General features: G+C 65.6%; 24 protein-coding genes and 1 tRNA gene. 9 read left to right on the top strand and 16 right to left on the bottom strand.

Annotated elements, in window-relative coordinates:
• Positions 1 to 54: 54 nt before the first annotated feature.
• Positions 55 to 555, top strand: coding sequence for a hypothetical protein (locus tag V6B15_RS08880; protein WP_334200852.1), 501 nt, complete (start codon positions 55 to 57; stop codon positions 553 to 555).
• Positions 556 to 616: 61 nt separating this feature from the next.
• Here the strand turns inward: V6B15_RS08880 and V6B15_RS08875 are convergent, their stop codons facing one another.
• Positions 617 to 745, bottom strand: coding sequence for a hypothetical protein (locus V6B15_RS08875; protein ID WP_263606348.1), 129 nt, complete (start codon positions 743 to 745; stop codon positions 617 to 619).
• 53 nt (positions 746 to 798) lie between these two features.
• Positions 799 to 1,719 carry a DMT family transporter gene (locus V6B15_RS08870; RefSeq protein WP_334200851.1) on the bottom strand — a complete coding sequence of 307 codons (921 nt, stop codon included), beginning with the start codon at positions 1,717 to 1,719 and terminating at the stop codon, positions 799 to 801.
• 82 nt (positions 1,720 to 1,801) lie between these two features.
• Here V6B15_RS08870 and V6B15_RS08865 point away from each other — a divergent pair, with 82 nt between their 5' ends.
• The gene (locus V6B15_RS08865; RefSeq protein ID WP_253517605.1) at positions 1,802 to 2,032 is read left to right on the top strand and encodes a hypothetical protein; all 231 of its coding nucleotides are present in this window, start codon (positions 1,802 to 1,804) and stop codon (positions 2,030 to 2,032) included.
• Here the strand turns inward: V6B15_RS08865 and V6B15_RS08860 are convergent.
• Both V6B15_RS08860 and V6B15_RS08855 read right to left on the bottom strand, forming a co-directional pair.
• A complete protein-coding gene (locus V6B15_RS08860) occupies positions 2,019 to 2,174 on the bottom strand; it encodes a hypothetical protein (protein ID WP_253517602.1) in 156 nt (51 codons plus the stop codon). The two genes, V6B15_RS08865 and V6B15_RS08860, sit on opposite strands and share 14 nt — an antisense overlap.
• Before the next feature lie 124 nt (positions 2,175 to 2,298).
• Positions 2,299 to 3,822, bottom strand: a complete 1,524-nt coding sequence (locus tag V6B15_RS08855) for a CpaF family protein (RefSeq protein WP_334200850.1) — start codon at positions 3,820 to 3,822, stop codon at positions 2,299 to 2,301.
• A gap of 260 nt (positions 3,823 to 4,082) precedes the next feature.
• On the opposite strand from V6B15_RS08855, the gene glmS reads away from it, so the two are divergent.
• Both glmS and V6B15_RS08845 read left to right on the top strand, forming a co-directional pair.
• Positions 4,083 to 5,906, top strand: a complete 1,824-nt coding sequence (gene glmS / locus V6B15_RS08850; RefSeq protein ID WP_334200849.1) for a glutamine--fructose-6-phosphate transaminase (isomerizing) — start codon at positions 4,083 to 4,085, stop codon at positions 5,904 to 5,906.
• An 89-nt stretch (positions 5,907 to 5,995) separates the two neighbouring features.
• A complete protein-coding gene (locus V6B15_RS08845; protein ID WP_334200848.1) occupies positions 5,996 to 8,362 on the top strand; it encodes a putative bifunctional diguanylate cyclase/phosphodiesterase in 2,367 nt (788 codons plus the stop codon).
• On the opposite strand, the gene purQ is transcribed toward V6B15_RS08845, so the two are convergent.
• Both purQ and purS read right to left on the bottom strand, forming a co-directional pair.
• Positions 8,363 to 9,034, bottom strand: coding sequence for a phosphoribosylformylglycinamidine synthase subunit PurQ (purQ, locus tag V6B15_RS08840; RefSeq protein WP_253522954.1), 672 nt, complete (start codon positions 9,032 to 9,034; stop codon positions 8,363 to 8,365).
• 5 nt (positions 9,035 to 9,039) lie between these two features.
• Positions 9,040 to 9,273 carry a phosphoribosylformylglycinamidine synthase subunit PurS gene (gene purS / locus V6B15_RS08835; RefSeq protein ID WP_320180622.1) on the bottom strand — a complete coding sequence of 78 codons (234 nt, stop codon included), beginning with the start codon at positions 9,271 to 9,273 and terminating at the stop codon, positions 9,040 to 9,042.
• A gap of 264 nt (positions 9,274 to 9,537) precedes the next feature.
• Between purS and V6B15_RS08830 the strand changes: the two genes are divergently transcribed.
• Positions 9,538 to 11,769, top strand: coding sequence for a TonB-dependent receptor (locus V6B15_RS08830; protein ID WP_334200847.1), 2,232 nt, complete (start codon positions 9,538 to 9,540; stop codon positions 11,767 to 11,769).
• 106 nt (positions 11,770 to 11,875) lie between these two features.
• On the opposite strand, the gene purC is transcribed toward V6B15_RS08830, so the two are convergent.
• A complete protein-coding gene (gene purC / locus V6B15_RS08825) occupies positions 11,876 to 12,679 on the bottom strand; it encodes a phosphoribosylaminoimidazolesuccinocarboxamide synthase (protein WP_253517555.1) in 804 nt (267 codons plus the stop codon).
• A 149-nt stretch (positions 12,680 to 12,828) separates the two neighbouring features.
• Here purC and V6B15_RS08820 point away from each other — a divergent pair, with 149 nt between their 5' ends.
• From V6B15_RS08820 to V6B15_RS08810, 3 genes are read left to right on the top strand one after another with little or no spacing between them, the layout of a single operon-like run.
• Entirely contained in the window at positions 12,829 to 13,974 is a 1,146-nt protein-coding gene (locus tag V6B15_RS08820) for an 8-amino-7-oxononanoate synthase (RefSeq protein ID WP_334200846.1), read from the top strand.
• On the top strand, positions 13,971 to 14,591 hold the full coding sequence (gene bioD, locus V6B15_RS08815) for a dethiobiotin synthase (RefSeq protein WP_334200845.1): 621 nt from the start codon (positions 13,971 to 13,973) through the stop codon (positions 14,589 to 14,591). Before V6B15_RS08820 ends, bioD begins: the two co-directional genes overlap by 4 nt.
• Positions 14,588 to 15,844, top strand: a complete 1,257-nt coding sequence (locus tag V6B15_RS08810; protein WP_334200844.1) for an adenosylmethionine--8-amino-7-oxononanoate transaminase — start codon at positions 14,588 to 14,590, stop codon at positions 15,842 to 15,844. The genes bioD and V6B15_RS08810 overlap by 4 nt, the downstream gene beginning before the upstream one ends.
• On the opposite strand, the gene V6B15_RS08805 is transcribed toward V6B15_RS08810, so the two are convergent.
• From V6B15_RS08805 to infA, 6 genes are all read right to left on the bottom strand, one after another.
• On the bottom strand, positions 15,841 to 17,163 hold the full coding sequence (locus tag V6B15_RS08805) for a cation:proton antiporter (protein ID WP_334200843.1): 1,323 nt from the start codon (positions 17,161 to 17,163) through the stop codon (positions 15,841 to 15,843). The genes V6B15_RS08810 and V6B15_RS08805 overlap by 4 nt on opposite strands.
• A 49-nt stretch (positions 17,164 to 17,212) precedes the next feature.
• Positions 17,213 to 17,287 (bottom strand) — tRNA-Phe (locus V6B15_RS08800).
• A gap of 90 nt (positions 17,288 to 17,377) precedes the next feature.
• Positions 17,378 to 17,566, bottom strand: a complete 189-nt coding sequence (locus V6B15_RS08795; protein WP_334200842.1) for a DNA gyrase inhibitor YacG — start codon at positions 17,564 to 17,566, stop codon at positions 17,378 to 17,380.
• Positions 17,556 to 18,554 (bottom strand): ribonuclease E/G, encoded by a 999-nt coding sequence (locus tag V6B15_RS08790; protein ID WP_334200841.1) that lies wholly within the window; start codon positions 18,552 to 18,554, stop codon positions 17,556 to 17,558. The genes V6B15_RS08795 and V6B15_RS08790 overlap by 11 nt, the downstream gene beginning before the upstream one ends.
• Positions 18,547 to 19,122, bottom strand: coding sequence for a Maf family protein (locus V6B15_RS08785; RefSeq protein WP_334200840.1), 576 nt, complete (start codon positions 19,120 to 19,122; stop codon positions 18,547 to 18,549). Before V6B15_RS08785 ends, V6B15_RS08790 begins: the two co-directional genes overlap by 8 nt.
• A 6-nt stretch (positions 19,123 to 19,128) precedes the next feature.
• Complete coding sequence (gene infA, locus V6B15_RS08780) at positions 19,129 to 19,374, bottom strand: translation initiation factor IF-1 (protein ID WP_047806247.1); 246 nt, start codon at positions 19,372 to 19,374, stop codon at positions 19,129 to 19,131.
• A 225-nt stretch (positions 19,375 to 19,599) separates the two neighbouring features.
• On the opposite strand from infA, the gene V6B15_RS08775 reads away from it, so the two are divergent.
• Entirely contained in the window at positions 19,600 to 22,341 is a 2,742-nt protein-coding gene (locus tag V6B15_RS08775) for a hypothetical protein (RefSeq protein ID WP_334200839.1), read from the top strand.
• Between the two features lie 21 nt (positions 22,342 to 22,362).
• Here the strand turns inward: V6B15_RS08775 and V6B15_RS08770 are convergent, their stop codons facing one another.
• From V6B15_RS08770 to V6B15_RS08760, 3 genes are all read right to left on the bottom strand, one after another.
• The gene (locus tag V6B15_RS08770) at positions 22,363 to 23,535 is read right to left on the bottom strand and encodes an NAD(P)/FAD-dependent oxidoreductase (protein WP_334200838.1); all 1,173 of its coding nucleotides are present in this window, start codon (positions 23,533 to 23,535) and stop codon (positions 22,363 to 22,365) included.
• Positions 23,536 to 23,574: 39 nt separating this feature from the next.
• Positions 23,575 to 25,005: a peroxidase family protein gene (locus V6B15_RS08765; RefSeq protein WP_334200837.1), complete on the bottom strand. Its 1,431-nt coding sequence runs from the start codon at positions 25,003 to 25,005 to the stop codon at positions 23,575 to 23,577.
• Between the two features lie 273 nt (positions 25,006 to 25,278).
• Entirely contained in the window at positions 25,279 to 26,562 is a 1,284-nt protein-coding gene (locus V6B15_RS08760) for an APC family permease (protein ID WP_334200836.1), read from the bottom strand.
• Between the last annotated feature and the right edge of the window lie 14 nt (positions 26,563 to 26,576).

Raw genomic sequence — 26,576 nt, 5'->3', positions numbered from 1 at the left:
CACACTTGCGCCGCCACGCCTCGCCGATAGGGTGTCGCATGAGGGAGACGCCTCATGACCGCCCTATCCATTCGTGAACTCGCCAGCCGCCACTGGTTCTATCTGCTGCTGCCCGTGTGGCTTGCCGCGTCATGGTCCTTGCGCGGGGCGTCTATGTGGAACCAGCAACCGCGGCTGGGCGAAGCGATCGTCCTGTTCGACTGGTGCATCTTCATGCCGGTGCTGTTCGCGATCTGTTATCGCGACATGCCGCGCCGGGCGCTCGCGTTGCGCATGCTTGCGCTGTTCTGCGGTGGTATCTGGCTGGCGGGCCAGATCGTCCCTCCCGATGCGCACAGTCTGCTGGGGTTCGGCGCGGGTCTGCGCTGGGTCGGGCTCATCGTACTGGTAGTGTTCGAAGCCGCCGCGATCATGGCCATGGTGCGGATAGTCTTTGGCGCAGCGCCGAGCGCCGCTGCCCTCGAACGGCAAGGCATCCCGCCGGTGATCGCGCGGCTGATGGTGCTCGAGGCCCGCTTCTGGCGCTGGGTGTGGAAACGCCTGACGGGGAAATAGCCCGCATACGAAAACGCCCGCCGGTGGGGGCGGGCGTCTCGCTGTCAAATTGTGGCTCGGCTCAGGTCGCGTCGTCGACCGTGTTGGCGGCGGATTGCAGGTCGTCGCCGGCGCCGCGCACGGTGTTGCAGGCGGCGGCGGTCAGCGTCATCGTGGTGATGCCGAGGGCGAGCAGGATTTTCTTGATCATCATCGTTTCCTTCCCAAAGGGCTCCCATCGCGGGGTGCGAAAGATTTAACGGATCATGCTTCCTTCGGTTCCAGCAATGCCCTGCGCGCCAGGCCGAGCCGGTGTTCACGCCAGGCGATCAGCAGTCCGGCCCCCACCACCAGCGGCGCGCCGAACCAGAAGGACGCGGGCGGGAGACTGGTGAAGACCAGCCAGCCGAACAGCGTCGCCCAGATCAGCCCCGAATAATCCATCACGATGACATTCGCGACCGCGCCGTAGCGCAGCGCTGCGGTCAGCAGCACCTGCCCCAGCAGTCCGATGACCCCGCAGGCCAGCAGCAGCAGCCACTCCTCGGGCGCATGCGCCTTGCCGACGAAGGGCATTGCCAGCGCGAGGACCGGGACCGAGAAGAGCGAAAAATAGAACACGATGGTGAAGGGATGCTCGGTTCGCCCAAGATCGCGCAACTGCACCGAGATCAGCGCGATCATCAGCGCCGCCCCGAGCGCGATCGCCGCGCCCAGCAGCGGCAGTTCGCCGCCCCAGGGCTGCGCGATCAGCACGACGCCGGCAAAGCCCAGCGCCACCGCGCTCCAGCGCCACACGCCCGTCGGCTCGCGCAGGATCAGCGCGGACAGCAGTACCGCGAAGATCGCCGAGCTGTAATTGAGCGTGGTCGCGACCGCGAGCGGCAGCAGTGTCGCCGCGCCGAAATTCATCGCCATGCCGACGAGGCCGAAGCCCGAGCGACGCAGGTGCGATCCGGTACGGCGCGTGGCGAGTACATCGAGTCGGCTGCGCAGTGCGAACCAGGCGAACAGGATCGGGATCGTCGGCAATTGCCGCCAGAACATGATTTCGGCGAGATGGATGCCCTTGTCGCTGGCCAGCTTGACGCAGGCGAGCAGCGCGGCGAGCACGAATGCGGCGGCAAGACGCAGTCCCAGCGCGAGCAGGGGCCGATGGTGGGGATGATCGCTTTCGGGCTGCATCGCACGGGGCGGTTAGCCCAGCCATGGCGGTGTGCAAACGGGAGATTGCAGGCGGTGCATGGTCTGCCCATATGGCCGCGTAATGGAAGAACCCGATTTCCTGCTGTTCGCAAGCGATGCCGAACTCGCCGCCTATTGGGCCGCGGCCTTCCTGGTGGCGGCGCTATTCTGTCTTGCGATGGAGCGGCGCAGAATGAAGCGGACGGTGCTCAACCGCGTCGGCTGGATGCCGTGGACGGGGCTGTTCCTGACCTTTGCGGTGTTTGCCGGCGGCCTGCTGGCAGCGTCGATCCCCGCGATTATCCAGGGATAGCGTGCTCAGCCTTGGGGCTGCGCGCGCGCATTTCGGTGAAGCTCTGCATGTACAGCGCCTCGAAATGCCGTTCGCGCGCGAGATCGCGCAGCGTGTCCCGCTTCGGCTTGCGGTGGCCCAGAAAGAGAAGCTTGTTCAACATGGCGTGTTCCTACCCTGAAGCGGGTATACGCCGGCCGGACGGTACGTGATTGTAAGAAGTCGCCTTTGTGCGGCGTGTTCTTACAATTCCGCGGGTTTAGATCGCTTGCACCAGAGGGGCCGCGTCAGAGACAGGCTTCCAGATACGCCTGGTCGAAGCCGAACTGGCGCGCTTTTTCGAGCGTGTAGGGGCGCAGGCCCGACGAGCGGTATTCGCCCATGATCTTGCCGTCATCGCCCTCGTCGAGATATTCGAACTTGAACAGTTCCTGCGTCACGATCACGTCGCCTTCCATCCCGATTACTTCGGTGATGTTGGTCGTCCGGCGCGAACCGTCGCGCAGGCGCTTGACCTGGACGATGATATCGACGCTTTCCGCGATCTGGCGGCTGATGGCTTCCTTGGGGATCTTGATGTCGCCCATCAGGATCATGTTTTCCATACGGCCAAGGCATTCGCGCGGGCTGTTGGCGTGAAGCGTACACATCGAACCGTCATGGCCCGTATTCATCGCGGCGAGCAGGTCGAAACATTCCGCGCCGCGGATTTCGCCCAGGATGATCCGGTCGGGGCGCATACGCAGCGCGTTCTTGACGAGGTCGCCGATGGTGATGGCGCCCTGGCCTTCGAGGTTGGGCGGACGGGTTTCGAGCGGCAGCCAGTGCGGCTGCTGCAGGCGCAATTCGGCCGCATCCTCGATCGTCAGCACGCGCTCGCCCGGGTCGATCATTTTCGACAGCGCGTTGAGCATGGTCGTCTTGCCCGAACCGGTACCGCCCGAAATGACCACGTTCATCCGGCAGGCACCGGCGATCTTGAGCGCGGTACACATCTTGTCGCTCATCGAACCGAAGTCCTTGAGCATGTCGAGCGTGATCGGCTTTTCGGAGAATTTACGAATCGAGATCGCGGTCCCGCGCAGCGACAGCGGCGGGACGATGACGTTGACACGGCTGCCGTCCTTGAGACGGGCGTCGGCCAGCGGCGTGGTCTGATCGACGCGGCGGCCGACCTGGTTGACGATGCGCTGGGCAATCTGGAACAGGTGCGTCTCGTCGCGGAACTTGATCGGCGCGATGATCAGCTTGCCCTTTTTCTCGATATAGGTCTGGTCGGGGCCGTTGACCATGATGTCCGAGACGTCGGGATCGTTGAGCAATTCCTCGAGCGGACCGAAGCCGAGCAGTTCGTCGACAAGGACCTTTTCGAGCGCGAATTGCTCGCGGCGGTTCAGCGTGACCTTCAGTTCGGCCAGCACTTCCATGATGATCGGGCGGAATTCTTCCGACAGTTCATCCTTGGACAAGGTCGCCGCGGCTTCGGGATCGACGCGTTCGAGCAGGCGCGGCAGCACCTGTTCCTTGATCTTGTGGACGCTGGCTTCGAACCCGCCGACTTCGCTCTGGCCCGAATGCGTCGAATTCATCCGCTCTTCGAGCCGCGACATCGCGTCGCCGGTGCTGTTGGACCCGGCGGAAGGTACGTCGTTTTCAGGCAGCGGGGGGAACTGGTCTCCGCCATCGTCCCGGTCGGGCTTTGATGGCGAAGGGGTTGGCGAGCCGCCCCGCATGGGTTTGGCCACACCAAATTGCGGACGGGCACCGGCGCCCATACCTGCCGGCCCGTTTTTCCGTCCGAATGCGCTCATTCCGGTAACCCCCGAAGAAACTCTTGATTCGCCCAGCGGAACCTTGCGCTTATGCGCCCAAGTCCGCCTCTCGAAGCGTGGTGAATAATTTGGAAACCTTGATTATTCCCTAATAGGGGGTGACGCGTAAGCACGTCCCGCGCGCACGGCGATCCACTATGTTGAAGGCGAGCCGCGCGCGCCCAATCTGCCGGACCGATTGATTGCCCGTCAGGAACCGCTAAGTCTCGCGCCACACAGCCAATCGGAGAATACGGCGCATGTGCGGAATTATCGGTATCGTCGGGGCAGAACCCGTTGCGGAACGGCTGGTCGATGGCCTGCGCCGGATGGAATACCGCGGCTATGACAGCGCCGGGATCTGCACGCTCGACCAGGGCGAACTGATCCGCCGGCGCGCCGAGGGCAAGCTCAACAATCTGGTGGTCGAACTGGCGAGCAATCCCGCCCCCGGTGACACCGGCATCGCGCATACGCGCTGGGCCACGCACGGCGCGCCGACTGCGCAGAATGCGCATCCGCATGCGACCGGGCAGGTGGCGCTGGTGCACAATGGGATCATCGAAAATTACAAGGAACTGCGCGCCGAATTGCGCGCCGATGGCCGCACGCTCGAAAGCGATACCGATAGCGAAGTGGTCGCACATCTGGTGTCGCGGCTGGTCGAAACGGGCAGCAGCCCGCAGGAAGCCGTCGCCACGGTGTTGCCGCGCCTGCGCGGTGCCTTCGCGCTCGCGATCGCCTTCCGCGACCATCCCGATCTGCTGATCGGCGCTCGCCGCGGCTCGCCGCTGGTCGTCGGCTACGGCGATGGCGAGACCTATATCGGGTCGGACGCGCTGGCGCTGGCCCCGCTGACGCAGCAGATCAGCTATCTCGAAGAAGGCGACTGGGTGGTCGTGTCGCGCGATGGCGCCGCTATTTATGACGCGGAGAACCAGCCGGTCGAGCGCGAGGTGCGCAGTTCGGGTGCCTCGGCCGCGGCGGTCGAGAAGGGCAATTATCGCCATTTCATGCAGAAGGAGATTTTCGAGCAGCCGACCGTGGTCGCGCAGACGCTCGGCTCCTATCTGCGCCAGTCGGACAATTCGGTCGCATTGCCGCAGTTCGATTTCGACATTTCCAGCGTCAGGCGCATCACCATCGTCGCCTGCGGCACCTCCTTCTATGCCGGCATGGTCGCGAAATACTGGTTCGAACGCTTCGCGCGCGTGCCGGTCGATATCGATGTGGCATCGGAGTTTCGCTATCGCGAGCCGGTGCTGGAGGAAGGCGGGCTGGCACTGTTCATTTCGCAGAGCGGCGAAACCGCCGATACGCTCGCCGCGCTGCGTCATTGCAAGCAAAACGGCCAGACGATCGGCGTGATCGTCAACGTGCCGACCAGCTCGATGGCGCGCGAGGCGGACCTGCTGCTACCGACGCATGCCGGGCCCGAGATCGGCGTCGCCTCGACCAAGGCCTTCAGCTGCCAGCTTGCCGTACTCGCTGCGCTGGCCGTGCATATGGCGGTGAAGAAAGGGCTGATGAGCCGCGCCGAGGAGCAGGAGGTGGTCGCGCATCTCCTCGAAGCGCCCGCCGCGCTCAACGCCGCGCTCGACCATGATGATGATATCGCCAGCATGGCGCATCTGATCGCCCCGGCGCGCGACGTTCTTTATATGGGCCGGGGACCTGATTATCCGCTCGCGCTCGAAGGGGCGCTGAAGCTGAAGGAGATCAGCTATATCCACGCCGAGGGCTATGCCAGCGGGGAGATGAAGCACGGCCCCATCGCGCTGATCGACGATGACGTCCCCGTGATCGTGCTCGCGCCTTCAGGTCCGCTGTTCGAAAAGACCGTGTCGAATATGGAAGAGGTGCGTGCGCGCGGCGGACAGATCGTGCTCATCTCCGATGCCGAGGGTTTGGAAGCTGCGGGCGAGGGCTGTCTCGCGACGATCGAGATGCCGCGCGTCCATCCGCTGATCGCACCTTTGGTTTACGCGATACCGGTGCAATTGCTCGCTTATCACGTGGCTTGCGTCAAAGGCACCGATGTCGATCAGCCGCGAAATCTGGCGAAATCCGTTACTGTGGAGTAACTTAGGGCCGGTTTGACCGTTTTTTCCTGCCTCAACTGTTTGGTCCGTCTTTTACCAGAGGATAAGGTTTTGCGGTTAATCGTCCCCGGGTGAGCGAGCCGGTAAACCCCCAACAAACCAGTGCACCTGCGCTGTCGACTCGGCAGGTCATCGGGCTTGAAGCGCCCGAGGGCTCCGATTGGGGCGTGGTTCACGGCCAGCAATATGCCTTGCTGCAGGAACGGGTGAAGGTCCGTATCGGCCTGCATCTGACAAGCTTCCTGCTCGTTGCGGTGACGCTCTATGGTTCGCTTCCGACAGTAGTGCTCGGGTTGTGGGGGCTTGCGCTGCTTGTTGCGGTGGGCTTCGCCTCCCGCTCCGACCTCGGGCTGGGCGATGCCGACAATCGCTTTATCGAACTCGCAGAGATGAAATCCCATGCGATGGCCACGGGCACCAAGGGTGCGGTGTGGTCGGCGGGCATGCTTGCCTGCGCCTGGCTTGCGAATCCGGCATCGGTCGTGCTCGTCTGGGCCGTCGTTGCCATGCTCGTGGTGGCGAGCAGCGCGAGCCGCTTCGGCGCGCCGCTCAGTTCGATCACCTTCACGCTTGGCGCGGGAGTAGGCGGGCTCGCAGCCAGCCTGATCACCGCCCAGTACGGACTTGCCGTCGTCGTGCTCATGACCACGCTGCTGGCGATCTTCGGCGTTATCGAAAGCGCCCGTATCCGCGTGGCTGCGCGGCTCGCCGAATCGGCGATGCAGGAGAAGAGCGAAGTCGTCTCGATGCTGCTGCGCGAATTCGAGGAAGGCCAGGCCGATTGGTTGTGGCAGATCGATCCGCGTCGCCGCCTCAAATCGGTCTCGCCGCGTTTCGCCTTTTCGCTGGGCAAGCAGCCCAGCGAGATCGAGGGGGAATCCTTCCTCCAGCTGATTTCGGGCGACGGCTGGAAAACCGGCCGCTTCCCGCCGAGCCTGCACGAACTGGCCGATAAGCTGAAGCGAAAGAAGAATTTCTCAAACCTCGTGGTCAGGGTCTCGATCGACGGCCAGGACCGCTGGTGGGAGCTGTCGGGCACACCGATCGTCGACGAACTGGGAACCTATCAGGGGTTCCGCGGGGTCGGCTCCGATGTCACCGAGCAGCGCGAATCCTCGGAGAAGATCGAATACCTTGCGCGCTACGACACGCTGACCCAGCTGCCCAACCGCCGCATGCTCAACGAGGCACTGGGCGAGGCGCTCAAATATGCCGCCGAATGGCGCTCGCGCTGTGCGTTTCTCATGATCGACCTCGACCGGTTCAAGGCAATCAACGATTCGCTTGGACACCTGGTCGGCGACCGGATGCTTGGCGAAGTCGCCGCGCGGCTGAAAAGCCTGGTCGTCGAAGGCGAGGTCGTGGGCCGCCTGGGCGGCGACGAATTCGCAGTGGTCATCCGCGACATTGCCAACCGCGAACGCATGGACACGCTGGCGCGTGACATCATCCAGCGGCTTTCCGAACCCTATCACATCGAAAACCAGGTGCTCTATGTCGGTGCCAGCGTCGGATCGGCGCTGGGTCCGCGCGACGGGCGCACGGTCGAGGAATTGCTCCGCAACGCCGATCTCGCGCTGTATCGTGCGAAGGGCGAAGGTGGCGGCATGCACCGCGAATACGAACCCTCCCTCCACGCCAATGCCGAAGAGAAACGCCAGCTCGAACATTCGCTGCGCAATGCGCTCGAACGCGACGAGATGCTGCTGCACTACCAGCCGGTGGTGGACGCCACGACCGAAGAGATCGTCAGCTTCGAAGCGCTGATCCGCTGGGACAGCGCCGATCACGGCTTCGTCAGCCCGGGCAAGTTCATCCCGCTGGCGGAAGATACCCGCCTGATCGTGCCGATCGGCACCTGGGTGATGCAAGAGGCCTGCCGGGAGGCAGCCGAGAACTGGCCGACCAATATCAAGGTCAACGTCAACGTCTCGCCCGAACAGCTGCTCGAAACCGATTTCTCCGCCACGGTCGTGCGCGCGCTGTCGGACAGCGGGCTCGATCCCAAGCGGCTCGAGATCGAGGTTACCGAAAGCATTTTCCTGCGCGATGCCAGCGTGGCGCGTAACGCGCTCGAAGAGTGCATGGCACTGGGATGCTCGGTCGCGCTCGACGATTTCGGGACCGGCTATTCCTCGCTCGGCTACCTGCGCAAGCTTAAGTTCTCGACCATCAAGGTTGACCGTACCTTTGTGCAGGGTGCCGCGCAGCAGAGCCCCGAATCGATTGCCATCATTCGCGCTGTCGTTGCCATGGCCGACAGTCTCGGCATGACCACGACCGCCGAAGGCGTCGAGAACGAGGAAGAAGCGGAGATGATCCGCAGCATGGGCTGCACCAAGATCCAGGGCTTCCACTTCGGTCGCCCGATGCCGCGCGACGACGTTGCGGGCGTCTTTACCCGCCGGGCAGCGGAGCAGCGGCTCAAAAGCGCCTGATCAGGCTTCGGCCAACGCTTTCAGGGCATTTTCGAACAGCGCCAGGCCGTCGGTCCCGCCATGCGCCGGATCGACCGCGCGTTCGGGGTGCGGCATCATCCCGAGCACATTGCCCGCGGCATTGAGCACGCCGGCGATGTCGCGGCGCGAACCGTTGCAATTCTCGACATAGCGGAACGCCACGCGGCCTTCGCCCTCGATCCGGTCGAGCGTATCCTCGTCGGCAAAGTAATTGCCATCGTGATGCGCGACCGGGATATGGATCGTCTGGCCCTGGTCGTAGCCGCCGGTGAACAGCGACTGGTTGTTCTCGACCGTCAGCGGGACGGTCCGGCAGATGAAGTTCTGGCTGGCATTGCGCATCAGCGCACCGGGCAGGAGGCCGGCTTCGGTGAGTACCTGGAAGCCGTTGCACACGCCCAGCACGGGCACACCGCGTTCGGCCTGTTGCTTGACGCCGCGCATGACCGGGCTGTTCGCCGCCATCGCGCCCGACCGCAGGTAATCGCCGTAGGAGAAGCCGCCGGGCAGCGCGATAAAATCGAGCCGCTCGGGCAGTTCGGCATCGGCATGCCAGACCCGCAGCGGGGCAGTGCCCGTAACCCGCTCGATCGCCACCGCCATGTCGCGGTCGCAATTGGAACCGGGGAAGGTGATGACGGCGGCGCGCAGGGCCATCAGCCGACCTTCTCGATGCGGTAGTTTTCGATCACCGTGTTGGCGAGCAGCTTCTCGCACATATCGGTCAGCGCCGCGTCGCTCGTGCCATCGGCCACTTCGAGTTCGATCAGCCGGCCCACGCGAACATCGGCAACGCCGTCGAAACCCAGCCCTTCGAGGGCATGGTGGACGGCGCGGCCCTGCGGATCGAGGACGCCGGGCTTGAGCGAAACATGGACGCGGATCTTCATCGACAGGCCTTTCGTGTTGGCGCGCCTATGGCGCAGCACCCGCGCGCATTCAAGCCCGCGCGCATGCGCAGCGGGGAAGGTTGCAAGGGCGGCATATGCGCGACGGATTGTAGCGCGATTGCAACATTTGCAATCAATCTGTCGCAACCCTGAGCGTCGCACGCCAATTTCCCGCGCAACCTGCTATCGGATGCGCACGGCGATCGTGCCGCTTCCCTCCAAATGCCCGCCCCCCATGTGCGCGCTCAAGCAGGACTTCCCTACATGACCATTCGATCCACCGCTGCCCGTTTTCTCGGCGCCAGCACGCTCGCCTTCGCGGCGTTCGCTGCGCAACCCGCCCTCGCGCAGGATGTCGACGCCGACAGCTCCGGCACCGCAGAAGCCGGCGCGGGCCAGCTCAATACGATTATCGTCACCGCCAACCGGCGCGAGGAAAACCTGCAGGATGTCGCGGTTTCGGCTGCGACTCTCGATGCCAGCACCGTGCGCACGATCTTCGATGCGGGCGCTGAAATCACCGCGCTGGCCGCGCGCGTGCCGGGCCTGTTCGTCGAAAGCTCGAACGGCCGCGCCGCACCGCGTTTCTACATCCGCGGGCTCGGCAATACCGATTTCGATCTCGCCGCCTCGCAGCCGGTCTCGGTGGTGATGGACGATGTCGTGATGGAAAACGTGACGCTCAAGTCGTTCCCCATCTTCGACGTCGAGCGCATCGAAGTGCTGCGCGGGCCGCAGGGCACGCTGTTCGGCCGCAACACGCCTGCCGGCATCGTCAAGATCGACACGGTCAAGCCGGGCGACGAATTCGCGGTTGACGGTTCGGTCAGCTACGGCAGCTTCAACAGCATCTCGGCCGATGGCGGCGTGACGCTGCCGCTCGCACCCGGGGTGGTGTCGCTGCGCCTTTCGGGCCTGTGGCAGCAGCGCGACAACTGGGTCGACAACGGTTTCACCGGTGAAGAGGACGTCTACGGCGCCTACAGCGAAGTGGCGGGCCGCGCGCAGCTGCTGATCACCCCCGGCGATCGCCTGTCGATCCTCGGCAGCTACTCGATCCGCGACCTCGACGGCCAGTCGACGCTGTTCCGCGCCAATATCCTTGGCCCCGGCGACAACGAGCTGAACGACAATTACGATCGCGACACGGTGTTTTACGACGCCGGCGGGCGTAACGAAGCCGCCTACAAGGCCGAGATCGCGACCGCCAAGGTCGATTACGAAGCCGATTTCGCGACCTTCACCAGCATCACCAGCTGGGCGAACAGCGAAGGCCGCAGCCGCGGCGATATCGACGGGGGTAACCTCGTCACCGGTCCGGGCTTCATCCCGTTCCCCAGCGATACGCAGGACTCGATCGATCTCGAACAGTTCACGCAGGAAGTCCGCATTGCTTCGGCTGCGAACGGCCCGCTGCAATGGCAGGTCGGCGGCTTCTACTTCGACAGCGACTTCGACGTCACCACGATCGGCTTCGATTTCCCGCCGCCCGTGACCGTCAACCACACCAACGAGAGCTGGGCGGTGTTCGGCCAGGTCACGGGTGAAATCACCCCCGCGCTCAAGCTGACCGGCGGCCTACGCTATACCGAGGACGAGAAGCAGTTTGCAGTGACGCAGACCTCGTTCATCTCGGGGCCGGATGCGCAGGAGCGCAGCGTCAAGGACGAGCGGATCAGCTGGGACCTCGCCGCATTCTACGATGTCGGCGCCGACGCCAGCGTCTATGCCCGCGTGGCGAGCGGTTTCCGCGCGCCGACCATCCAGGGCCGCGACGTCGCCTTCGGTTCGGCCCCGTCGATCGCGACCTCGGAAAAGATCATGAGCTACGAAGCCGGCTTCAAGTCCGAATTCGCGGGCCGTAGCGTGCGTCTGAACGGCGCGGTCTATTACTACACGATCGACGATCCGCAGTTCACTGCGGTGGGCGGCGCGGGCAACCTCGTGCAACTGGTCAATGCCGAGGAAGGTCGCGGCTACGGGTTCGAACTCGACAGCGCCTTCCAGATCACGCCCGACTTCCTCGTCACTGCAGGCGTCAGCTGGAACAAGACCGAGATCCAGGACGACACGCTGGCCGTGGGCATCTGTGCACAGTGCACCGTGACCGATCCGACCGTGGTCCTGTCGGGCAACACGCGCGCGTTGGTGGACGGCAACCCGTTCCCCAATGCGCCCGAATGGATCGCCGACGTGACCGCGCGCTACGGCGTTCCGGTGGGCCATGCGGGTGAGCTCTTCGCCTTCACCGATTGGGCCTACCAGGGCAAGACCAACCTGTTCATCTACGAAAGCGCCGAGTTCAACACCAACAACCAGATCGAGGGCGGGCTGCGCGTCGGCTATGCCAAGCGGGACGGCACGTTCGAAGTCGCCGCTTTCGTCCGCAACATCCTCGATGCCGACAATGTGAAGGGCGGCATCGACTTCAACAACAACACCGCCTTCGTCAACGATCCGCGCGTGTTCGGTATCTCGGCCCGCGTCAGCTACTAAGCGCGCGGACGACCGACCAAGAAAAGGGCCGGGGGAGCGATCCCTCCGGCCCTTTTTCTATACCAACGCTGCGCCGCGCGGCTCGCGCCGGGTGCGGCTGGCCGCGTTACTTCTTAGGCTTGGACGGGGTCCGCAGCCGCCCGCGATGCGCGTTCATGTCGAGCACTTCGCCCGGGCCGCTGTCTTCGTTCTGCAGCAGGCCGAGACGCCGCGCGACTTCCTGATAGGCTTCGCTTTCGCCGCCGAGGTCGCGGCGGAAGCGGTCCTTGTCGAGCTTTTCGCCGGTGTTGATGTCCCACAGGCGGCAGCCGTCGGGGCTGATCTCGTCGGCCAGGATCACCCGGCTGAAATCGCCATCCCAGATGCGGCCGAATTCCAGCTTGAAGTCGATCAGGCGGATATCGATCGCGCTGAACATGCCCGAGAGGAAATCGTTGATACGGATCGCCATGCTCGACATGTCCTGCAGCTCTTCATGGCTGCACCAGTTGAAGCAGGCGATTTCCTCTTCGGAGACCTTGGGATCGCCCAGCGCATCGTCCTTGAGGCAATATTCGATCAGCGTATGCGGCAGCAGCTCGCCTTCCTCGATCCCGAGACGCTTGCTCAGCGTACCGGCAGCGACATTGCGCACCACCACTTCGAGCGGGATGATTTCCACCTGGCGCACCAGCTGTTCGCGCATGTTGAGGCGGCGGATGAAGTGCGTGGGGATGCCGATGTGCGACAGCCGCGTGAACACATATTCGCTGATGCGATTGTTGATCACGCCCTTGCCGTTGATCGTGCCCTTCTTCTCGGCGTTGAACGCGGTCGCATCATCCTTGAAATACTGGATGATCGTGCCCGGTTCGGGACCTTCGTACAGGATCTTGGCCTTGCCTTCGTAGATCTGGCGCCGACGAGCCATGAATATGCATTCCTTCACGCTAGAAAAGCCTGCGCCCCGGCGACGGAATCGACTGGCGATTGCGACTGCCGGGGCGTGTAGCGAGCCATACAGAAGCCGATTGACGAAAGCAATTGCAGGCGCGCGGCGCGGTGGTTAGCGCGCGCGGCATGGATACGGGGCGCACCACCAACACTCCGCTTGCCGCGCAGGTCGACGATCTGGCGGGGCTGGCGCACGCGGCGCGGCTGCGCAGCCTGTCGCTTCCCGGCGGCGCCGATTTCTCCTCGAACGATTACCTCGCGCTGGCGGGCAGCGCGCGGCTCAAGAACGCCGTGATGGACGCACTCGAGCGCGGGGTTCCCGTCGGTTCGGGCGGTTCGCGGCTGCTGCGCGGTAACCATCCCGAACACGAGGCGCTGGAGGCGGAGGCCGCGCGCTTCTTCGGCTGCGAAAGCGCGCTGTTCCTCGCCAATGGCTACGGCGCGAACAGCGTGCTGCTGTCGGCACTGCCCCAGCGCGGGGATGCGATCTTCCACGACGCGCTGGTTCATGCCAGCGCGCACGAAGGGATGCGTCTGTCGCGGGCGGAATGCATTGCGGTGCCGCACAATGATGTCGGCGCCTTTGCCGAAGCGCTCGCGCATTGGCGGGCCGGCAATGCCGCGGGCCAGGCCTGGATCGCGGTCGAAACGCTCTACAGCATGGACGGCAACCGTGCACCGATTGCCGAACTTGCCGATCTGGCGGATCGCCATGGCGCGGTGCTGTTGGCAGACGATGCGCATGCCACCGGCGTGTTCGGCGATGGCGGCCGGGGGCTGGCTGCGGATATCGACGGACGCGATAACGCGATCGTGCTGCGAACCTGCGGCAAGGCCCTGGGCAGCGAAGGCGCGCTGCTGTGCGGGCCGCGCGTAATGCGCGACCATGTGATCAATCGCGGGCGGGGCTTCATCTTCTCCACCGCGCCATCGCCGCTGATGGCCGCCTGCGTGCGCGAAGCGCTGAGGATCGTGGAGGAGGAACCCGGACGGCGCGAAGCGCTGCACGATCTGATCGGCTATGCCGGCCGCAAACTCGCGCCCTTCGGCGTCAGCGCCAGCGGATCGCAGATCATGCCGCTGGTGCTGGGTGACGAAGCACGCACCATGCAGATTGCCGGGGCGCTGCGCAGCGCGGGCTTCGATATCCGCGGTATCCGCCCGCCCACCGTTCCTGCGGGCAGCAGCCGCCTGCGCATCTCGCTCACTCTCAATATCGGCCGGGCGCAGATCGACGCGCTGGCCGACACGCTTTCGGAGATACTCGCATGAGTGCATTCACCGTCACGGGGACCGATACCGACGTCGGCAAGACCGTTTTCGCCGCCGCGCTGACCGGCGCGCTCGATGCGCATTACTGGAAGCCGGTGCAGGCGGGGCTGGAGGAAGGCGGCGACCGGGCGCAGGTGGCGAAGCTTGCGGGATTGCCCGAAACCCGCGTGCTGCCCGAGGCCTATCGCCTGGCGACGCCCTGTTCGCCGCACCGCGCAGCCGAGATCGACGGGGTCGCCATCGATCCCGACCGGCTGGCACTTCCCGCGCCGCGTCCGCTGGTGGTCGAGGGGGCGGGCGGCGCGCTCGTGCCGCTCGGCGGGGACTTGCTCTATGCCGACATGTTCGCGCGCTGGGGCCTGCCTGCGATCGTGGTGGCGCGCACCGCACTGGGCACGATCAACCATTCGCTGCTGACTATCGAAGCGCTGCGCGCGCGCGGGGTGGCAATCCACGGCGTGGCCTTCGTCGGCGACGCGGTGGAGGACAGCGAGGCGACGATCTGCCGGCTCGGCGAGGTAAAGCGGCTCGGCCGGCTGCCGCTGCTCGCCACGCTCGACGCGGCGACGCTCGCCCGGGCCTTTACCGAGAATTTCGACCTGGGAGATTTCCTGTGACGCAATCGCCAGTATGGCATCCCTTCACGCAGCACGGGCTGGGCGATCCGGTGCCGCTGGTCACGCATGCCGAAGGCGCGGTGCTGCACACCGAGGACGGCCGCCGCGTGGTGGACGCCATTTCGAGCTGGTGGGTGACCACGCATGGCCACTGCCACCCGCGCATCATGGCGGCGATCGCCGACCAGGCGCAGCGGCTCGACCAGATGATCTTCGCTGGCTGGACGCACCAACCGGCAGAGGATCTTGCGCGCGAACTGTGCCGGATCCTGCCCGACGAACTGACCCGCGTGTTCTTTTCCGACAGTGGTTCGACCGCGGTCGAGGTCGCGCTGAAGATGGCGCTCGGCTTCTGGACGCATCGCGGGGAGAACCGCAGCCGGATCGTGGTGATGGAGCATTCCTATCACGGCGATACGATCGGCGCGATGTCGGTGGGTGCGCGCGGGGTGTTCAACGCCGCCTATGCGCCGATGCTGTTCGATGTCGGGCGCGTGCCCTTTCCCGGCAATGATCCGCAGCCCACCCTCGACGCGCTCGAAGCCGAATGCGCGGGCGGGGCGGCGGCGTTCATCGTCGAACCGCTGGTGCTGGGGGCGGGCGGCATGCTGATGTATTCGCCTGCGGTGCTGGCCGAGATGCGCGCGATCTGCGCCCGCCACGGCACGCTGTTCATCGCCGACGAGGTGATGACCGCCTGGGGCCGCACCGGCACGCTGACCGCCTGCGAACAGGCCGATGTGGTGCCCGATATCATGTGCCTGTCCAAGGGGCTGACCGGCGGGGCGATGCCGCTGGCGGTGACCATGGCGAGCGAGCCGATCTGGGACGCGCATTATTCGACCGACCGCACGCGCACGTTCTACCATTCGTCGAGCTATACCGCGAATCCGCTGGCCTGCGCGGCGGCCAACGCCAATCTGGCGATCTGGCGCGAGGAGCCGGTCCTCGAGCGGATCGCGGCGCTGGCAGCGAAGCAGCAGGCGCATCTCGATACGCTCGGCGAACATCCGATGGTGCGCAATGCGCGGCGCTGCGGGACGATTGCCGCGCTGGAGCTGGGCAATCCGGGCGGCAGCTATCTGTCCGACCTCGGGCCGAAGCTGCTGCGCCGGTTCCGCGAGGCGGACCTGCTGCTGCGGCCGCTCGGCAACACCGTCTATGTCATGCCGCCCTATTGCATCGAGGATGCCGATCTGGCGCGCATCTGGGCCGAGATCGGCGCCGCGGCGGACGATGTGACCGCGTCCTAGGGCGGAGGCGGCGCGCCTGCTGCCGCCGCGGTATCGTCTTCGACCGCGGGCGCGTGGTCGCGTTTCAGCTTCTCGATCAGCCGCCCCAGCGTGGCGCGCTGGACGAGGACGCTGAACAGCACCGCGGCGAAGGTTGCGGCGAGGATCAGGTCGCGCGTCTCGCCCGCGGGCAGCGACAGCGCCAGCGCGATCGAAATCCCCCCGCGCAGCCCGCCCCACCACAGCACGCGGCCTGCGCCCTTGTCCTGCAGCCGTGCGGCGGGGATCGCCTTGGTCGAAACGACAATGCCGACCCCGCGTGCAGCCAGCGTCAGCGGAATCGCCGCCAGCGCCAGCACCAGTTCGTCAAAGCCCGCGACCAGCACGATCATTTCCAGCCCGATCAGCAGGAACAGCACCGAATTGAGCAATTCGTCGACCAGCTCCCAGAACTTGACGAGGTAATCGCGCGTCACGTCGCTCATCGCATAGGTAACGCCGTGGTTGCCGATCAACAGGCCGGCCACCGCCATCGCCAGCGGGCCCGAAAGCGTGAGGTAGTTGCACAGCGCATACCCGCCCATCACCACCGCCAGCGTGACCAGCACCTCGAGCGTGTATTCGTCCATCCCCGCCAGCGCGCGGTAGCCGATATAGCCCGCGACCAGCCCGATCAGGATGCCGCCGCCCGCCTCGATCGCGAACAGCCGTGCGCCCTCGGCGAAGGAAAAGTCGTTCCCGCTCACCGCCGCGCCGAGCAGGATGATGAACACCACGATGCCGACGCCGTCATTGAACAGGCTCTCGCCCGCCACTGCGCTCTGCAGCGATTGCGGGACCTTTTCCTCGCGCAGCACGCCGAGCACCGAAACCGGGTCGGTCGGGGCGATCAGCGCGCCGAAGACGAAATACCAGATCGGCGCGATCCCCAGCGCCAGCAGCATGCCCACGCCCCACATGGCGAGCCCGACGAGCACGGTCGAAATCATCACGCCGACGGTGGAGAGCAGTAGCACCGGCAGCCACGCGACCTTGAGGCGGTCGAGATCGACATGCAGCGCGCCGGCGAACAGCAGGAAGCTGAGCATGCCCTGCAGCAGCGTCTCGGTGAAATTCATCTGCTGCAGCGTGTCGGCGACCCAGTCGTCGAGCGTCACCCCGGGAATGAAGGCATCGGCCACCGTGAGCCCGATCGCCCCCAGCGCGCCCATCACGGTCAGCCCGATGACATGCGGCAGCTTGAGGAAGTGGTGGTTGAACCAGCCCAGCAATGCCGAGGCGACCACGAGGATCGCGGCGATGTCGAAAGCGGAGAGCGCAGTGCTGGCGGTTTCATGCATCCCCGCTGCCTAGCGTGGGCGGCGTGAGAGGGAAAGCATTGCAGCGAAGTGGTGCCCAGGGGCGGATTCGAACCACCGACACGACGATTTTCAGTCGTCTGCTCTACCCCTGAGCTACCCGGGCACACTGCTTCGGCGAAGGGGCTTCAAAACAGCCCCGCGAGCAATGAGAGCGCGCCTATGGCGAAGCTGGCTCGCCTTGGCAAGGGGGTAATTAGTCGTCCTGCCCCTTGGTGACTTCCGCCGCGATTTCCTCGGGCAGGGCGGGGCGCGCCGGCACGGCATAGCCATCGCCGAACCATTGTGCGAGGTCGCGGTCGCGGCAGCGGGGCGAACAGAACGGCGTGTGCTCCTCGCTGCGCGGCTTGCGGCAGATCGGGCAGGGGCGGGGCTTACTCGTCATGCGGCACGATCTGGGCGGTGGCGGCCTCGATCGCAAGCCCGGGATCGGTCTCTATCCGCAGGGGCCGCGCGGTGCGGCGTTCGAGTTCGGCGATCCATTCGGGCTTGAGCTTGGCCCGCACCGCGGGATGGATCGCCAGCAGCGTCATCCCCGGCCCGTCGACCAGTTCCGCGCGGCGCAGCGCCATGCGCGCCGCAGCGCCCACGCGGGCGGTGGCGAAGCGGTGGAGCAGCGAAGGGCCGGTCAGCCGTGCGACGATGTGGACGAAGCCGAAGCCGTTCATCGCGGTGCGTTCATGCGGCCAGCCCTCCAGCGCGGCGTCGAGCGCCTCGTCCACCGCCTTGCGATCCGCCTTGGTCGTCAGCGTGGGAAAGTCGATCCCGATCGAACCGCCGAGGTCGAACAGGCGCAGCCAGCGCGCAATCGCGGGGACCGCGGCGAGCGCGAGTTCGCGCGGCGCCAGATCGCCATCGATATCGATCAGCGTCATTGCGGGCGTCACGCTGAACAGCAGCGCGCCGCCGGTGAAGGCGACCTCGCCCGATGACGCGGCATGCCAGATCTCGTTCCACTCGCCCGCGGGCAGGCGGCGGACGGCATTGCCCAGCACGAAGATATCGTCGCGCGGCGGCGGTGCGCCGGCCTCGCTCTCGATCACGCGGCCCTGCGCGCGCTTGAACCGTCCGCGCTCGGCAATCGCGGCGCGGGTGATGCGCAGGGTCAGCGCGCTGCCCTCGGTCGCGCGGGGCGGAATGCGGTCGACGAGGATTTCAGTTCCATTCGCCATCCGCGCGAGCCCGCGTGCACCCCCGGCGGGCTTCGACACCAGTTGCGCCAGCGCGGTGCTGTCGACCGGGAGATCGCCCGGCCAGTGCAATTTCGCGGCGACCACCTCTTCGCCGTGGACCAGCAATGCGCGGCTTTCGCCGATCCCGTGTTCGACCAGCCATTCGGGCCCGTCGCTGCCAGGCCCCCCGCTGTCAGACAATCTGGAACCCTGCGGATTTGAGCAGCGCACGCGTTTCATAGAGCGGCAGTCCCACAACCCCCGAATGGCTGCCCTGGATGCGCGAGATCAGCCCTTCGGCGAGGCCCTGGATGGCATAGCCCCCGGCCTTGCCCTCCCATTCCCCGCTGGCGAGATAGGCGTCGATCTCCTCGGCGGAGAGGCGTTTGAACAGGACCACGGTCTCGCACAGCCGCTCGCGCAGAGTGCCGTCGGGTGCACGCAGCGCGATCGCCGACAGCACACGGTGACGGCGGCCCGAAAGCAGTTCGAGGCATTTCCGCGCGGTCGCGACATCCTCCGCCTTGGGCAGGATGCGGCGCCCGGCGGCGACCACCGTATCGCCGGCCAGCACGAAGCCGTCGTCCGTTGCGGCGGCCTGCGCCTTCTCGCGCGCCATGCGGATGGCATAGTCGCGCGGGCGTTCGCCGGCAGCGGGCGTTTCGTCGATATCGGCGGGATTGATCGCAGCCGGCTCCAGCCCGAGGCGCGCGATCAATTCGCGCCTGCGGGGGCTGGCCGATGCGAGGATGAGTGTGGGCTGGCCCACCGGCGCTTATTGCGGGCCGGGGCCGCCGCGACCGGGCATAAAGCGGTAGGTGATCCGCGCCTTGGTCAGATCGTAGGGCGTGAGTTCGCACAGGACTTCGTCGCCCACCAGCACGCGGATGCGGTTCTTGCGCATCTTGCCAGCGGTGTGACCAAGCACTTCATGGCCGTTCTCGAGCTCGACGCGGAACATCGCATTGGGCAGCAGTTCAACCACCTTGCCGCGCATTTCGAGAAGTTCTTCTTTCGCCATGTAGGTCTTCGTATCCGTTCGATTGTGCAATATGAGCGGCGGCCTTTAGCGGTGACGGGGGGAAAAGGGAAGCCTCGCTGCATCCAAGTGCCATCGACGGAACGTATATCCTATTCGTTCAGCGACAAACCGATACGGAAACCCCGCTTGCCTGTCGGCATTCATCGTCGCAATAGCCTGCCACACGGGGGCGGTTTGGATAATTTAAGACGGAAGGCCCTGCGCTTGAAATCCCTATCATTTGTCGCAACTTCGCTCCTCGCACTCGGCTGGGCCACGGCGGTCCACGCCCAGGATACCGGCCAGGCGGCTGAGCCCGCGCCCGAGGTCAATGAAGACGTGCTGTCCGCACCCGGGACGATCGTCGTCACCGGTGCGCGCATCCGCGGGCAGTTGATCGTCGACCAGCCACCCGTGGCCGAATATGACAGCGAGGATATCGCGGCGTTCGGCGGCAGCTCGATCGCCGATATCATCGCGGCGATCGAACCCGCGACAGGCAGCGCGCGCGGTGGGCGCGGCAGCGGCCGGCCGGTGTTCCTAATCAACGGCATCCGCGTGTCCAGCTTCCGCGAATTCCGTTCCTATCCGCCCGAAAGCATCGCCAAGATCGAGGTTTTCGCCGAGGAAGTGGCGCAGCGCTTCGGCTATTCGCCCGACCAGCGCGTGGTCAATATCGTGCTGCAGGAAAGCTATTCCTCGATCACCGCGGAAGTCGAGGCCGAGGCGCCCGCGCGCGGCGGCTATTGGCGCAACGAGCAGGAGATCGGCTACCTCTCGATCAATGACGGCGCGCGGATCAACCTCAATCTCGAGGTCGAAGACGTCAGCCTCCTGACCGAGGACGAGCGCGATCTGGTGACCACTTCGTCGATCCCCGGTGTCGCCGATGAAGCCCCGTTCCGCAGCCTCGTCTCGGACAGCTACGGCGTCGAGGCGACCGCGAACTATGCCAAGGCCTTCATCGACAACGGTTCCTCGATCAGCCTCAACCTGACTGGCTCGCGCGAGGAAAGCCTCGGCCTGTCGGGCCTGCGCCAGGTCGATGGCGTGCTCGAACCGATCGAACGGCGCAACCGCACCGATACGCTGTCCACTGCGGCCAGCTACACCCAGCCGGTCGGCGACTTCCAGCTGACCGCCACCTTCGACGGCGGCCGCACCAAGACGCGCAGTGAAGTCGATCGCAGCGCCGCTGCGGGCTACGATATTTCGCGCTCGACCACGTGGAATGCGACCAATCTGGTGACGCTGCGCGGCATCGCGGTCGAAATCCCCGCAGGCGAGATCGCGACCACCTTCGATGTGGGTTACGACTGGCAGCGGATCGAGAGCGACGACACGCGTACCGCTTTCGATACGCAGCTGACGCGCGGCGATCTGTCGGGCGGCGTCAATATCGTCGTCCCGCTTACCAGCCGCCGGACCGGCTTCCTCGATGCCGTTGGCGACATCTCGGTTTCCGGGCAGGCGGGGATCAACCATCTGTCGGACTTCGGGACGCTGCAGGACTGGAGCCTGGGCGTGAACTGGTCGCCATTCGAAAACCTCAACCTGCAGGCGACGCGGATCTGGCGCGAAGTCGCCCCCGGGCTGAGCGCGCTGGGCTCGCCGCGGATCGACGAGGCCAATGTCTCGGTGTTCGATTTCGCCACCGGGCAGGATGTGCTGGCGACGGTGATCACCGGCGGCAATCCCGACCTGCGCGCCGAAACGCAGTCCGACTGGAAATTCGGCGCGAACTGGGAACTGCCCTTCTGGGAAGGCACGCGGTTGCAGGCCGATTATGCGATCAACCGCTCGCGCGATGTCACGCTGTCCTCGCCCGCGTTCACCTCGGCTTTCGAACAGGCCTTTCCCGATCGCGTGACGCGCAATGGGGCGGGTGAATTGCTGGCGATCGACCGCAGCCCGGTGACGCTGTACGAAACGCGCAGCCGCACGCTCAGCTTCGGTCTATCGACCCGCGGCAGCTTCGGCGGTTCGGATAGCGGCGAAAGCAGCCGGGGCGGTCCGCCGGCGGCTGGCCGCAGTGCCGGGCGCCCCGGTGGCAGCGCTGGCGGTTCGCGCTTCGATCCTGCGGCCTTTGCTGCGATGCGCGAGAAACTATGCGCCGCACCCACTACCGGCACACCCGACCTGTCGCAGCTGCCCGAGGGGATGCGGGCCCGCCTGCTCGACGAGAATGGCGAGCCCGATCCGGCGCGCGTCGAGATGCTCCGCCAGCGGCTGTGCAGCGCCGAGGGCGAGGCCGATATCGGCCGCTTCGCCGAGCTGCGCACCGCGCTGTGCGCCGAACCGCCGCAGCTCGACCAATTGCCGCCGCAGATGCTCGAACGGCTGCGCGGCGAAGATGGCGAGATCGATCCCGAGCGGCTCAAGGCCTTCCGCGAGCGCACATGTGCCGCCGATGGCGCGGGTGGTCCGCCGCAGGGTGAAAGCCAGCAGCGCGGCGGCGGGATGAACCCCTTCGCCCGGCGTGGCGGCTCGGGCGGGCGCTATTTCGTCAACCTCAACCACACCATCGCGCTCGAAAACGAAGTGACGCTGGCGGCTGGCGGACCGGTTTTCGACCAGCTCGACGGCTTTGTGCTGGGTAGCGGCGCGATCCCCGAACACACGTCGCGGCTCGAAGCCGGGATGTTCATCGATGGGTATGGCGTGCGCCTGTCGGGCAATTACCTCGGCGAAGCCGAGCTGCGCGGTAGCGGCCTGCCCGGATCGAGCGATCTGTTCTTCGGCGACCTGGTGACCTTCGACCTGCGGCTGTTCGCCGATCTCGGGGAAATCCTCGAACGCGACGAGGGCTTCCTCAAGGGCTTCCGTGTCGCCTTCGTGCTCGACAATGTGTTCGATGGGCAGCGCCGCGTGGTCGATGCCAGCGGGGTCGTCCCCGAAGCCTACGACCCGCGCCGGATCGACCCGGTCGGGCGCTATATCGGCGTGGATCTGCGCAAGATGTTCTAGCGGCAGGGGCGGCGCGCGAAGCTACAGCGCGTCGCCCGCCGCGACCCCGCTCGCCCAGGCCCATTGGAAATTGTAGCCGCCCAGCCAGCCGGTCACATCGACCGCCTCGCCAATGGCATAGAGGCCGGGGATACGCTTGGCGGCCATCGTCTTCGATGACAGTTCGGCGGTCGAGATGCCGCCGACGGTAACCTCGGCCTTGGCAAAGCCCTCGGTGCCATTGGGGCGGAATTCCCACCGCTTGAGCCGTTCGCCCGCGGCGCGCAGCGCCTTGTCGGGCAGGTTGCCCAGCTCGCCTTCGAGCGCGAGCTTGTCGGTCAATATATCCGCCAGCCGCGCGGGGAAGGCGTCGCGTAATTGCGCACGCAGGCCCGCGCGCGGGTTGGCGCGCTTGGCGTCGAGCAGCCATCCGGCGCCGCGCTGCGGCAGGAAGTCCACGAACAGGGGTTCGCCCGACCGCCAGTAGGAACTGGCCTGCAGGATCGCCGGGCCGGACAGGCCGCGATGCGTAAACAACGCGGCTTCGGCAAAGCTGGCCTTATTGGCCGAGACGACGACCGGCGCAGACACGCCCGAAATGTCGCGGAACAGCACTTCCTCGCCGCCCAGCGTCAGCGGGACCAGCGCCGGCCGCGGCTCGACCAGTTTGAGACCGAATTGCCGCGCAAGATCATAGGCGAAGCCGGTGGCGCCCATCTTGGGGATCGAGGGGCCGCCGGTCGCGATTACCAGCGCCGGGGCGCGATAGCTGCCGGTCTGCGTGGTAACGGTGAAACCGTCGCCTTGTTCGACGCGGACGATCTCTTCGCCGCAGCGGATCTCGACGCCGCCCTTGGCGCATTCCTCGAGTAAGAGCGCGACGATCTGCTTGGCCGACCCGTCGCAGAACAATTGGCCGAGCGTCTTTTCGTGCCAGGCGATGCCGTAGCTTTCGACGAGTTCGAGGAAATCCTGCGCGGTGTAGCGTGCGAGCGCCGATTTGGCGAAATGGGGGTTGGCGGACAGGTAATTGGCCGGACCCGCGCCGATATTGGTAAAATTGCAGCGCCCGCCGCCCGAGATGAGGATCTTCTTCCCCGGCGCGCTTGCGCGTTCGAGCACCAGCACGCGGCGCCCGCGCTGCCCCGCACGCGCCGCGCACATCAGGCCCGCGGCCCCGGCGCCCAGGACGATCGCATCGAAGCCATGTTCCATGCGAAGCGCCCTAGCCGCGCGGGGGCGGTGTGCAAGCCTTTAGGGCTGCGCCACGGTCACCAGCTTGCCCAGCGTGTCCCACTCGGGCCGCGGCGACCAGTTGCGGTTGCTGCCGAGATAGGAGTGGTCGTCATTCTCGAGCAGGCCGATGATCGTCTCGGCGACGATGGTTGCGCCGACCGGGCCGAGCGCTTCGCCTTCCTTGGTGCTGCCGTCGCTTTCCTCGCGTCCGATCACCTCGGCTTCGGCAAGGATCCACAGCCACAGCGGGACACCGTGTTCGGACAGCGCGCCATCGACCGCGTCGGATAGATTGGCGATCCGTTTCTTCACCTTGGCGGTCCACTTCGGATCGCAGCCGATCGCTTCGGCCACCTTTTCGCCGCCGGGCAGCAGGAAGGCATTGCCGCGCAGCAGGTTGCGCGTCGCGAGCGAGTTTTCGGCGTTGGTGATAAACGGCAATTGCAGCAGGTCGCCCGCCAGCAGCAGGTCGAGCTTCTGCGCGCGTTCGACCTGGCGGTTGGCCGGGGTGAACAGCAATTCGTGCCAGTCGACCACGCCATCGGGTGTGCCCAGCGCATCGAAACCGCCACCCAGTATCGCGCCGAACAGTTCGAGCGGCGACTTGCCCTTCTGCACCTGGATTTCCATCGGGATCATCGAATGGCCGAAGCGATAGGCAGCCACCGAAAATTCGATCGGGATGAAGGGCGTATCGCCGCAATAATGCGCGCGTCCACAACCGAGGATACGCTCGACCACCGGGCGGCCGCACATGGCGGCGAGGAAATCGTTCACCACCGCCCACTGGTAATGCCAGGTGGTTTCCTCGCGGGCGTGTTCGTACAATTCCTCGCCCTCGAAGCCGTCTTCCGCATGCAGAGTGTCGCAGACGTGGTTGTGGAAGCGGATGATCGCCAGTTGCAGCTGGCTGATGATGCGGTTCTCGTCATTGCGCGGATCGCCGATCATCGCGCGGCCATTGGGGCTGCGCAGGAGATCGTGGTCGCGCTCGCCCGCCTGGCCGGGATTGTCGCTCCCAGTCAGCAGCTTGGCCCCCGCGAACGCGCCCGCCTGTTCGTAGAGATAGGGCTGCGCTTCGGGCCCGACGCCATAGACGCAGTCGAGATCGAGCGTGGGCGTGCGGACATTGGCGATCTCGCCCGGATCGTCGACCACGCTGTCGAAGGTGGTGCTCGCGTCGAGCGTGATGTCGTGATCGACGAACTGGCCGAAGAAAACCATGCCGACGGGGACGGTATCGGTCCGGTCGTTCTTCGATTTGCCATCCATCGGCCCGCCCTTGCGGCCGATCGCCTCGAGCGTGTGGATAGGGATGTAGGCGGGACTGAGCTTGGGGAACAACCGCCCGAAACGGTCGTCGCGCTGGTGGCCGGGCTGGTGCCCGCGCCGGCAATAGGCGCTCATCCCTTCGAGGGGCTTCATTCCGTGATGTTCATGGCCGGACATTGGCGGTCTCCTGTTTGCTATGTTTTGCAGACGCGACCGTACGTCGTCGTAATCGACGGTTCTCACTGACTCATTCCGACTCGAGTGAGCGGACAATGTCTTTGAAAAGATCGGAAGAATTGTAGAATTGCGCCGCCCACTACAGGGGGTAGTGGCGCATTTATCGCCAAGTATATCTAATCAGCGCTTTTTTCGTCTTCCAGGCAGGATCGGGCGATCACTGTAATAGATAGATTGTATTATAGGGGCGCCCGGCCCGTCGCCGCCTGCCCACTAAGCCTCGTCGATCGGGTACTCCGGCTTCTGCCGCGCCGCGATAACATACAGCAGCGTGCCCGCGGCGATAAACCCGCCGAGCACCAGCCACGCCTGCGCCTGCGCCTGGGCAGCGATAAACAGCGAACTGCCCACCGCGAAGATCACGCAGAACAGATGGAACGGGACGATCCGCCCCTCGCGGTGTTCGAGCACGGGCAGCGCGCAGCTGGTCACGATATAGGTCACCAGCCGCACCAGCGTCCCCGCGATCGCCAGCACCTCAAAGCCTTCCCACAGGCCGAACAGCATCGCCACCACGCCATAGAACAGGATCGCGTTGAACGGCGTGAGGAAGCGCGGGTGGACATATTCGAACCAGCGCGGGAGCATGCCGCGCTCGGCCATGCCGTACATCAGCCGCGGCTGCGCCACGCCGCTGGCGAAATTGTTCGCGCCGATGCTGAAGCTGGCCGCGACGACGATCGCGAGTGACCCGATCTGCCCCATCGAGGCACCCGCCACGCCCGCCAGCGCATTGTCCTCGCCCGCGAACTGGGGGCCGATCGCGATGAAGGCCCAGATGATCGCCATGTAGAGCAGCGTCACCCCGCTCACCATGGTCACGATCGACAGCGGGACGTCGCGCTTGGGATGCTTGAACTCGCCCGCCGCCTCGACCACGCCCTCGAAGCCGATGAAGGCGTAGAAGGTCAGGAGGATGACCGTCTCGACCTGGCTGAACTGCGGCAGCGTCACCGCCCCCATCTCGCCCCCCGCGAAGAAGGCCGACAGGATCAGCGCACCCAGCGGGACCAGCTTGATCGCGGTCATCACGCCCAGCGCGCCGACCGATGCGCGCATCCCGTAAAGATTGATCGCGGTGATCAGCGCCAGCCCCATCGCCACCGCGACGGGCGAGGCGACCGGCCCCGCCAGTTCGGGGAAGAGCGCGGCGAGATAGGCAACCATCACATGCATGTTGGCCGCCGCGGTCACGATCGCGCTGGCATAGCGCGCCCAGCCGGCCTGGAAACCGACGAAACGCCCGAAGGCGGCCTCGCCATAAAGCACCGATCCGCCGCTATGCTCGAACCGCGTGGCCATCCAGGCATAGCACAGCGCAAGCGGCAGGAAGAGGATCCCGCCGACCAGCATCATCCACGGGGCGAAGTTGCCCACTGCCGCCACCAGCACTGCGGGTAGCGCGAAAATCCCCGCGCCGATCATCCCGTTGAGCGGGAACAGCGACGTCCCCCAGAAGCCGACCGTGCGCGGCGGTGCAATTTTGGTTGGGTCCATCGCCCGGGGGATGG

The organism is Qipengyuania sp. Mu-71 (assembly GCF_036867055.1).
Taxonomy (GTDB): Bacteria; Pseudomonadota; Alphaproteobacteria; order Sphingomonadales; family Sphingomonadaceae; genus Qipengyuania; species Qipengyuania profunda.
This window is presented reverse-complemented; position numbering and strand designations above follow the sequence as displayed.

What these genes read in the sequence shown, in the direction of transcription:
- V6B15_RS08880 (WP_334200852.1), top strand. Translation starts at nt 55, where the DNA reads ATGACCGCCCTATCCATTCGTGAACTCGCCAGCCGCCACTGGTTCTAT.
- V6B15_RS08875 (WP_263606348.1), bottom strand. Translation starts at nt 745, where the DNA reads ATGATCAAGAAAATCCTGCTCGCCCTCGGCATCACCACGATGACGCTG.
- V6B15_RS08870 (WP_334200851.1), bottom strand. Translation starts at nt 1,719, where the DNA reads ATGCAGCCCGAAAGCGATCATCCCCACCATCGGCCCCTGCTCGCGCTG.
- V6B15_RS08865 (WP_253517605.1), top strand. Translation starts at nt 1,802, where the DNA reads ATGGAAGAACCCGATTTCCTGCTGTTCGCAAGCGATGCCGAACTCGCC.
- V6B15_RS08860 (WP_253517602.1), bottom strand. Translation starts at nt 2,174, where the DNA reads ATGTTGAACAAGCTTCTCTTTCTGGGCCACCGCAAGCCGAAGCGGGAC.
- V6B15_RS08855 (WP_334200850.1), bottom strand. Translation starts at nt 3,822, where the DNA reads ATGAGCGCATTCGGACGGAAAAACGGGCCGGCAGGTATGGGCGCCGGT.
- glmS (WP_334200849.1), top strand. Translation starts at nt 4,083, where the DNA reads ATGTGCGGAATTATCGGTATCGTCGGGGCAGAACCCGTTGCGGAACGG.
- purS (WP_320180622.1), bottom strand. Translation starts at nt 9,273, where the DNA reads ATGAAGATCCGCGTCCATGTTTCGCTCAAGCCCGGCGTCCTCGATCCG.
- V6B15_RS08830 (WP_334200847.1), top strand. Translation starts at nt 9,538, where the DNA reads ATGACCATTCGATCCACCGCTGCCCGTTTTCTCGGCGCCAGCACGCTC.
- purC (WP_253517555.1), bottom strand. Translation starts at nt 12,679, where the DNA reads ATGGCTCGTCGGCGCCAGATCTACGAAGGCAAGGCCAAGATCCTGTAC.
- V6B15_RS08820 (WP_334200846.1), top strand. Translation starts at nt 12,829, where the DNA reads ATGGATACGGGGCGCACCACCAACACTCCGCTTGCCGCGCAGGTCGAC.
- bioD (WP_334200845.1), top strand. Translation starts at nt 13,971, where the DNA reads ATGAGTGCATTCACCGTCACGGGGACCGATACCGACGTCGGCAAGACC.
- V6B15_RS08805 (WP_334200843.1), bottom strand. Translation starts at nt 17,163, where the DNA reads ATGCATGAAACCGCCAGCACTGCGCTCTCCGCTTTCGACATCGCCGCG.
- V6B15_RS08795 (WP_334200842.1), bottom strand. Translation starts at nt 17,566, where the DNA reads ATGACGAGTAAGCCCCGCCCCTGCCCGATCTGCCGCAAGCCGCGCAGC.
- infA (WP_047806247.1), bottom strand. Translation starts at nt 19,374, where the DNA reads ATGGCGAAAGAAGAACTTCTCGAAATGCGCGGCAAGGTGGTTGAACTG.
- V6B15_RS08770 (WP_334200838.1), bottom strand. Translation starts at nt 23,535, where the DNA reads ATGGAACATGGCTTCGATGCGATCGTCCTGGGCGCCGGGGCCGCGGGC.
- V6B15_RS08765 (WP_334200837.1), bottom strand. Translation starts at nt 25,005, where the DNA reads ATGTCCGGCCATGAACATCACGGAATGAAGCCCCTCGAAGGGATGAGC.
- V6B15_RS08760 (WP_334200836.1), bottom strand. Translation starts at nt 26,562, where the DNA reads ATGGACCCAACCAAAATTGCACCGCCGCGCACGGTCGGCTTCTGGGGG.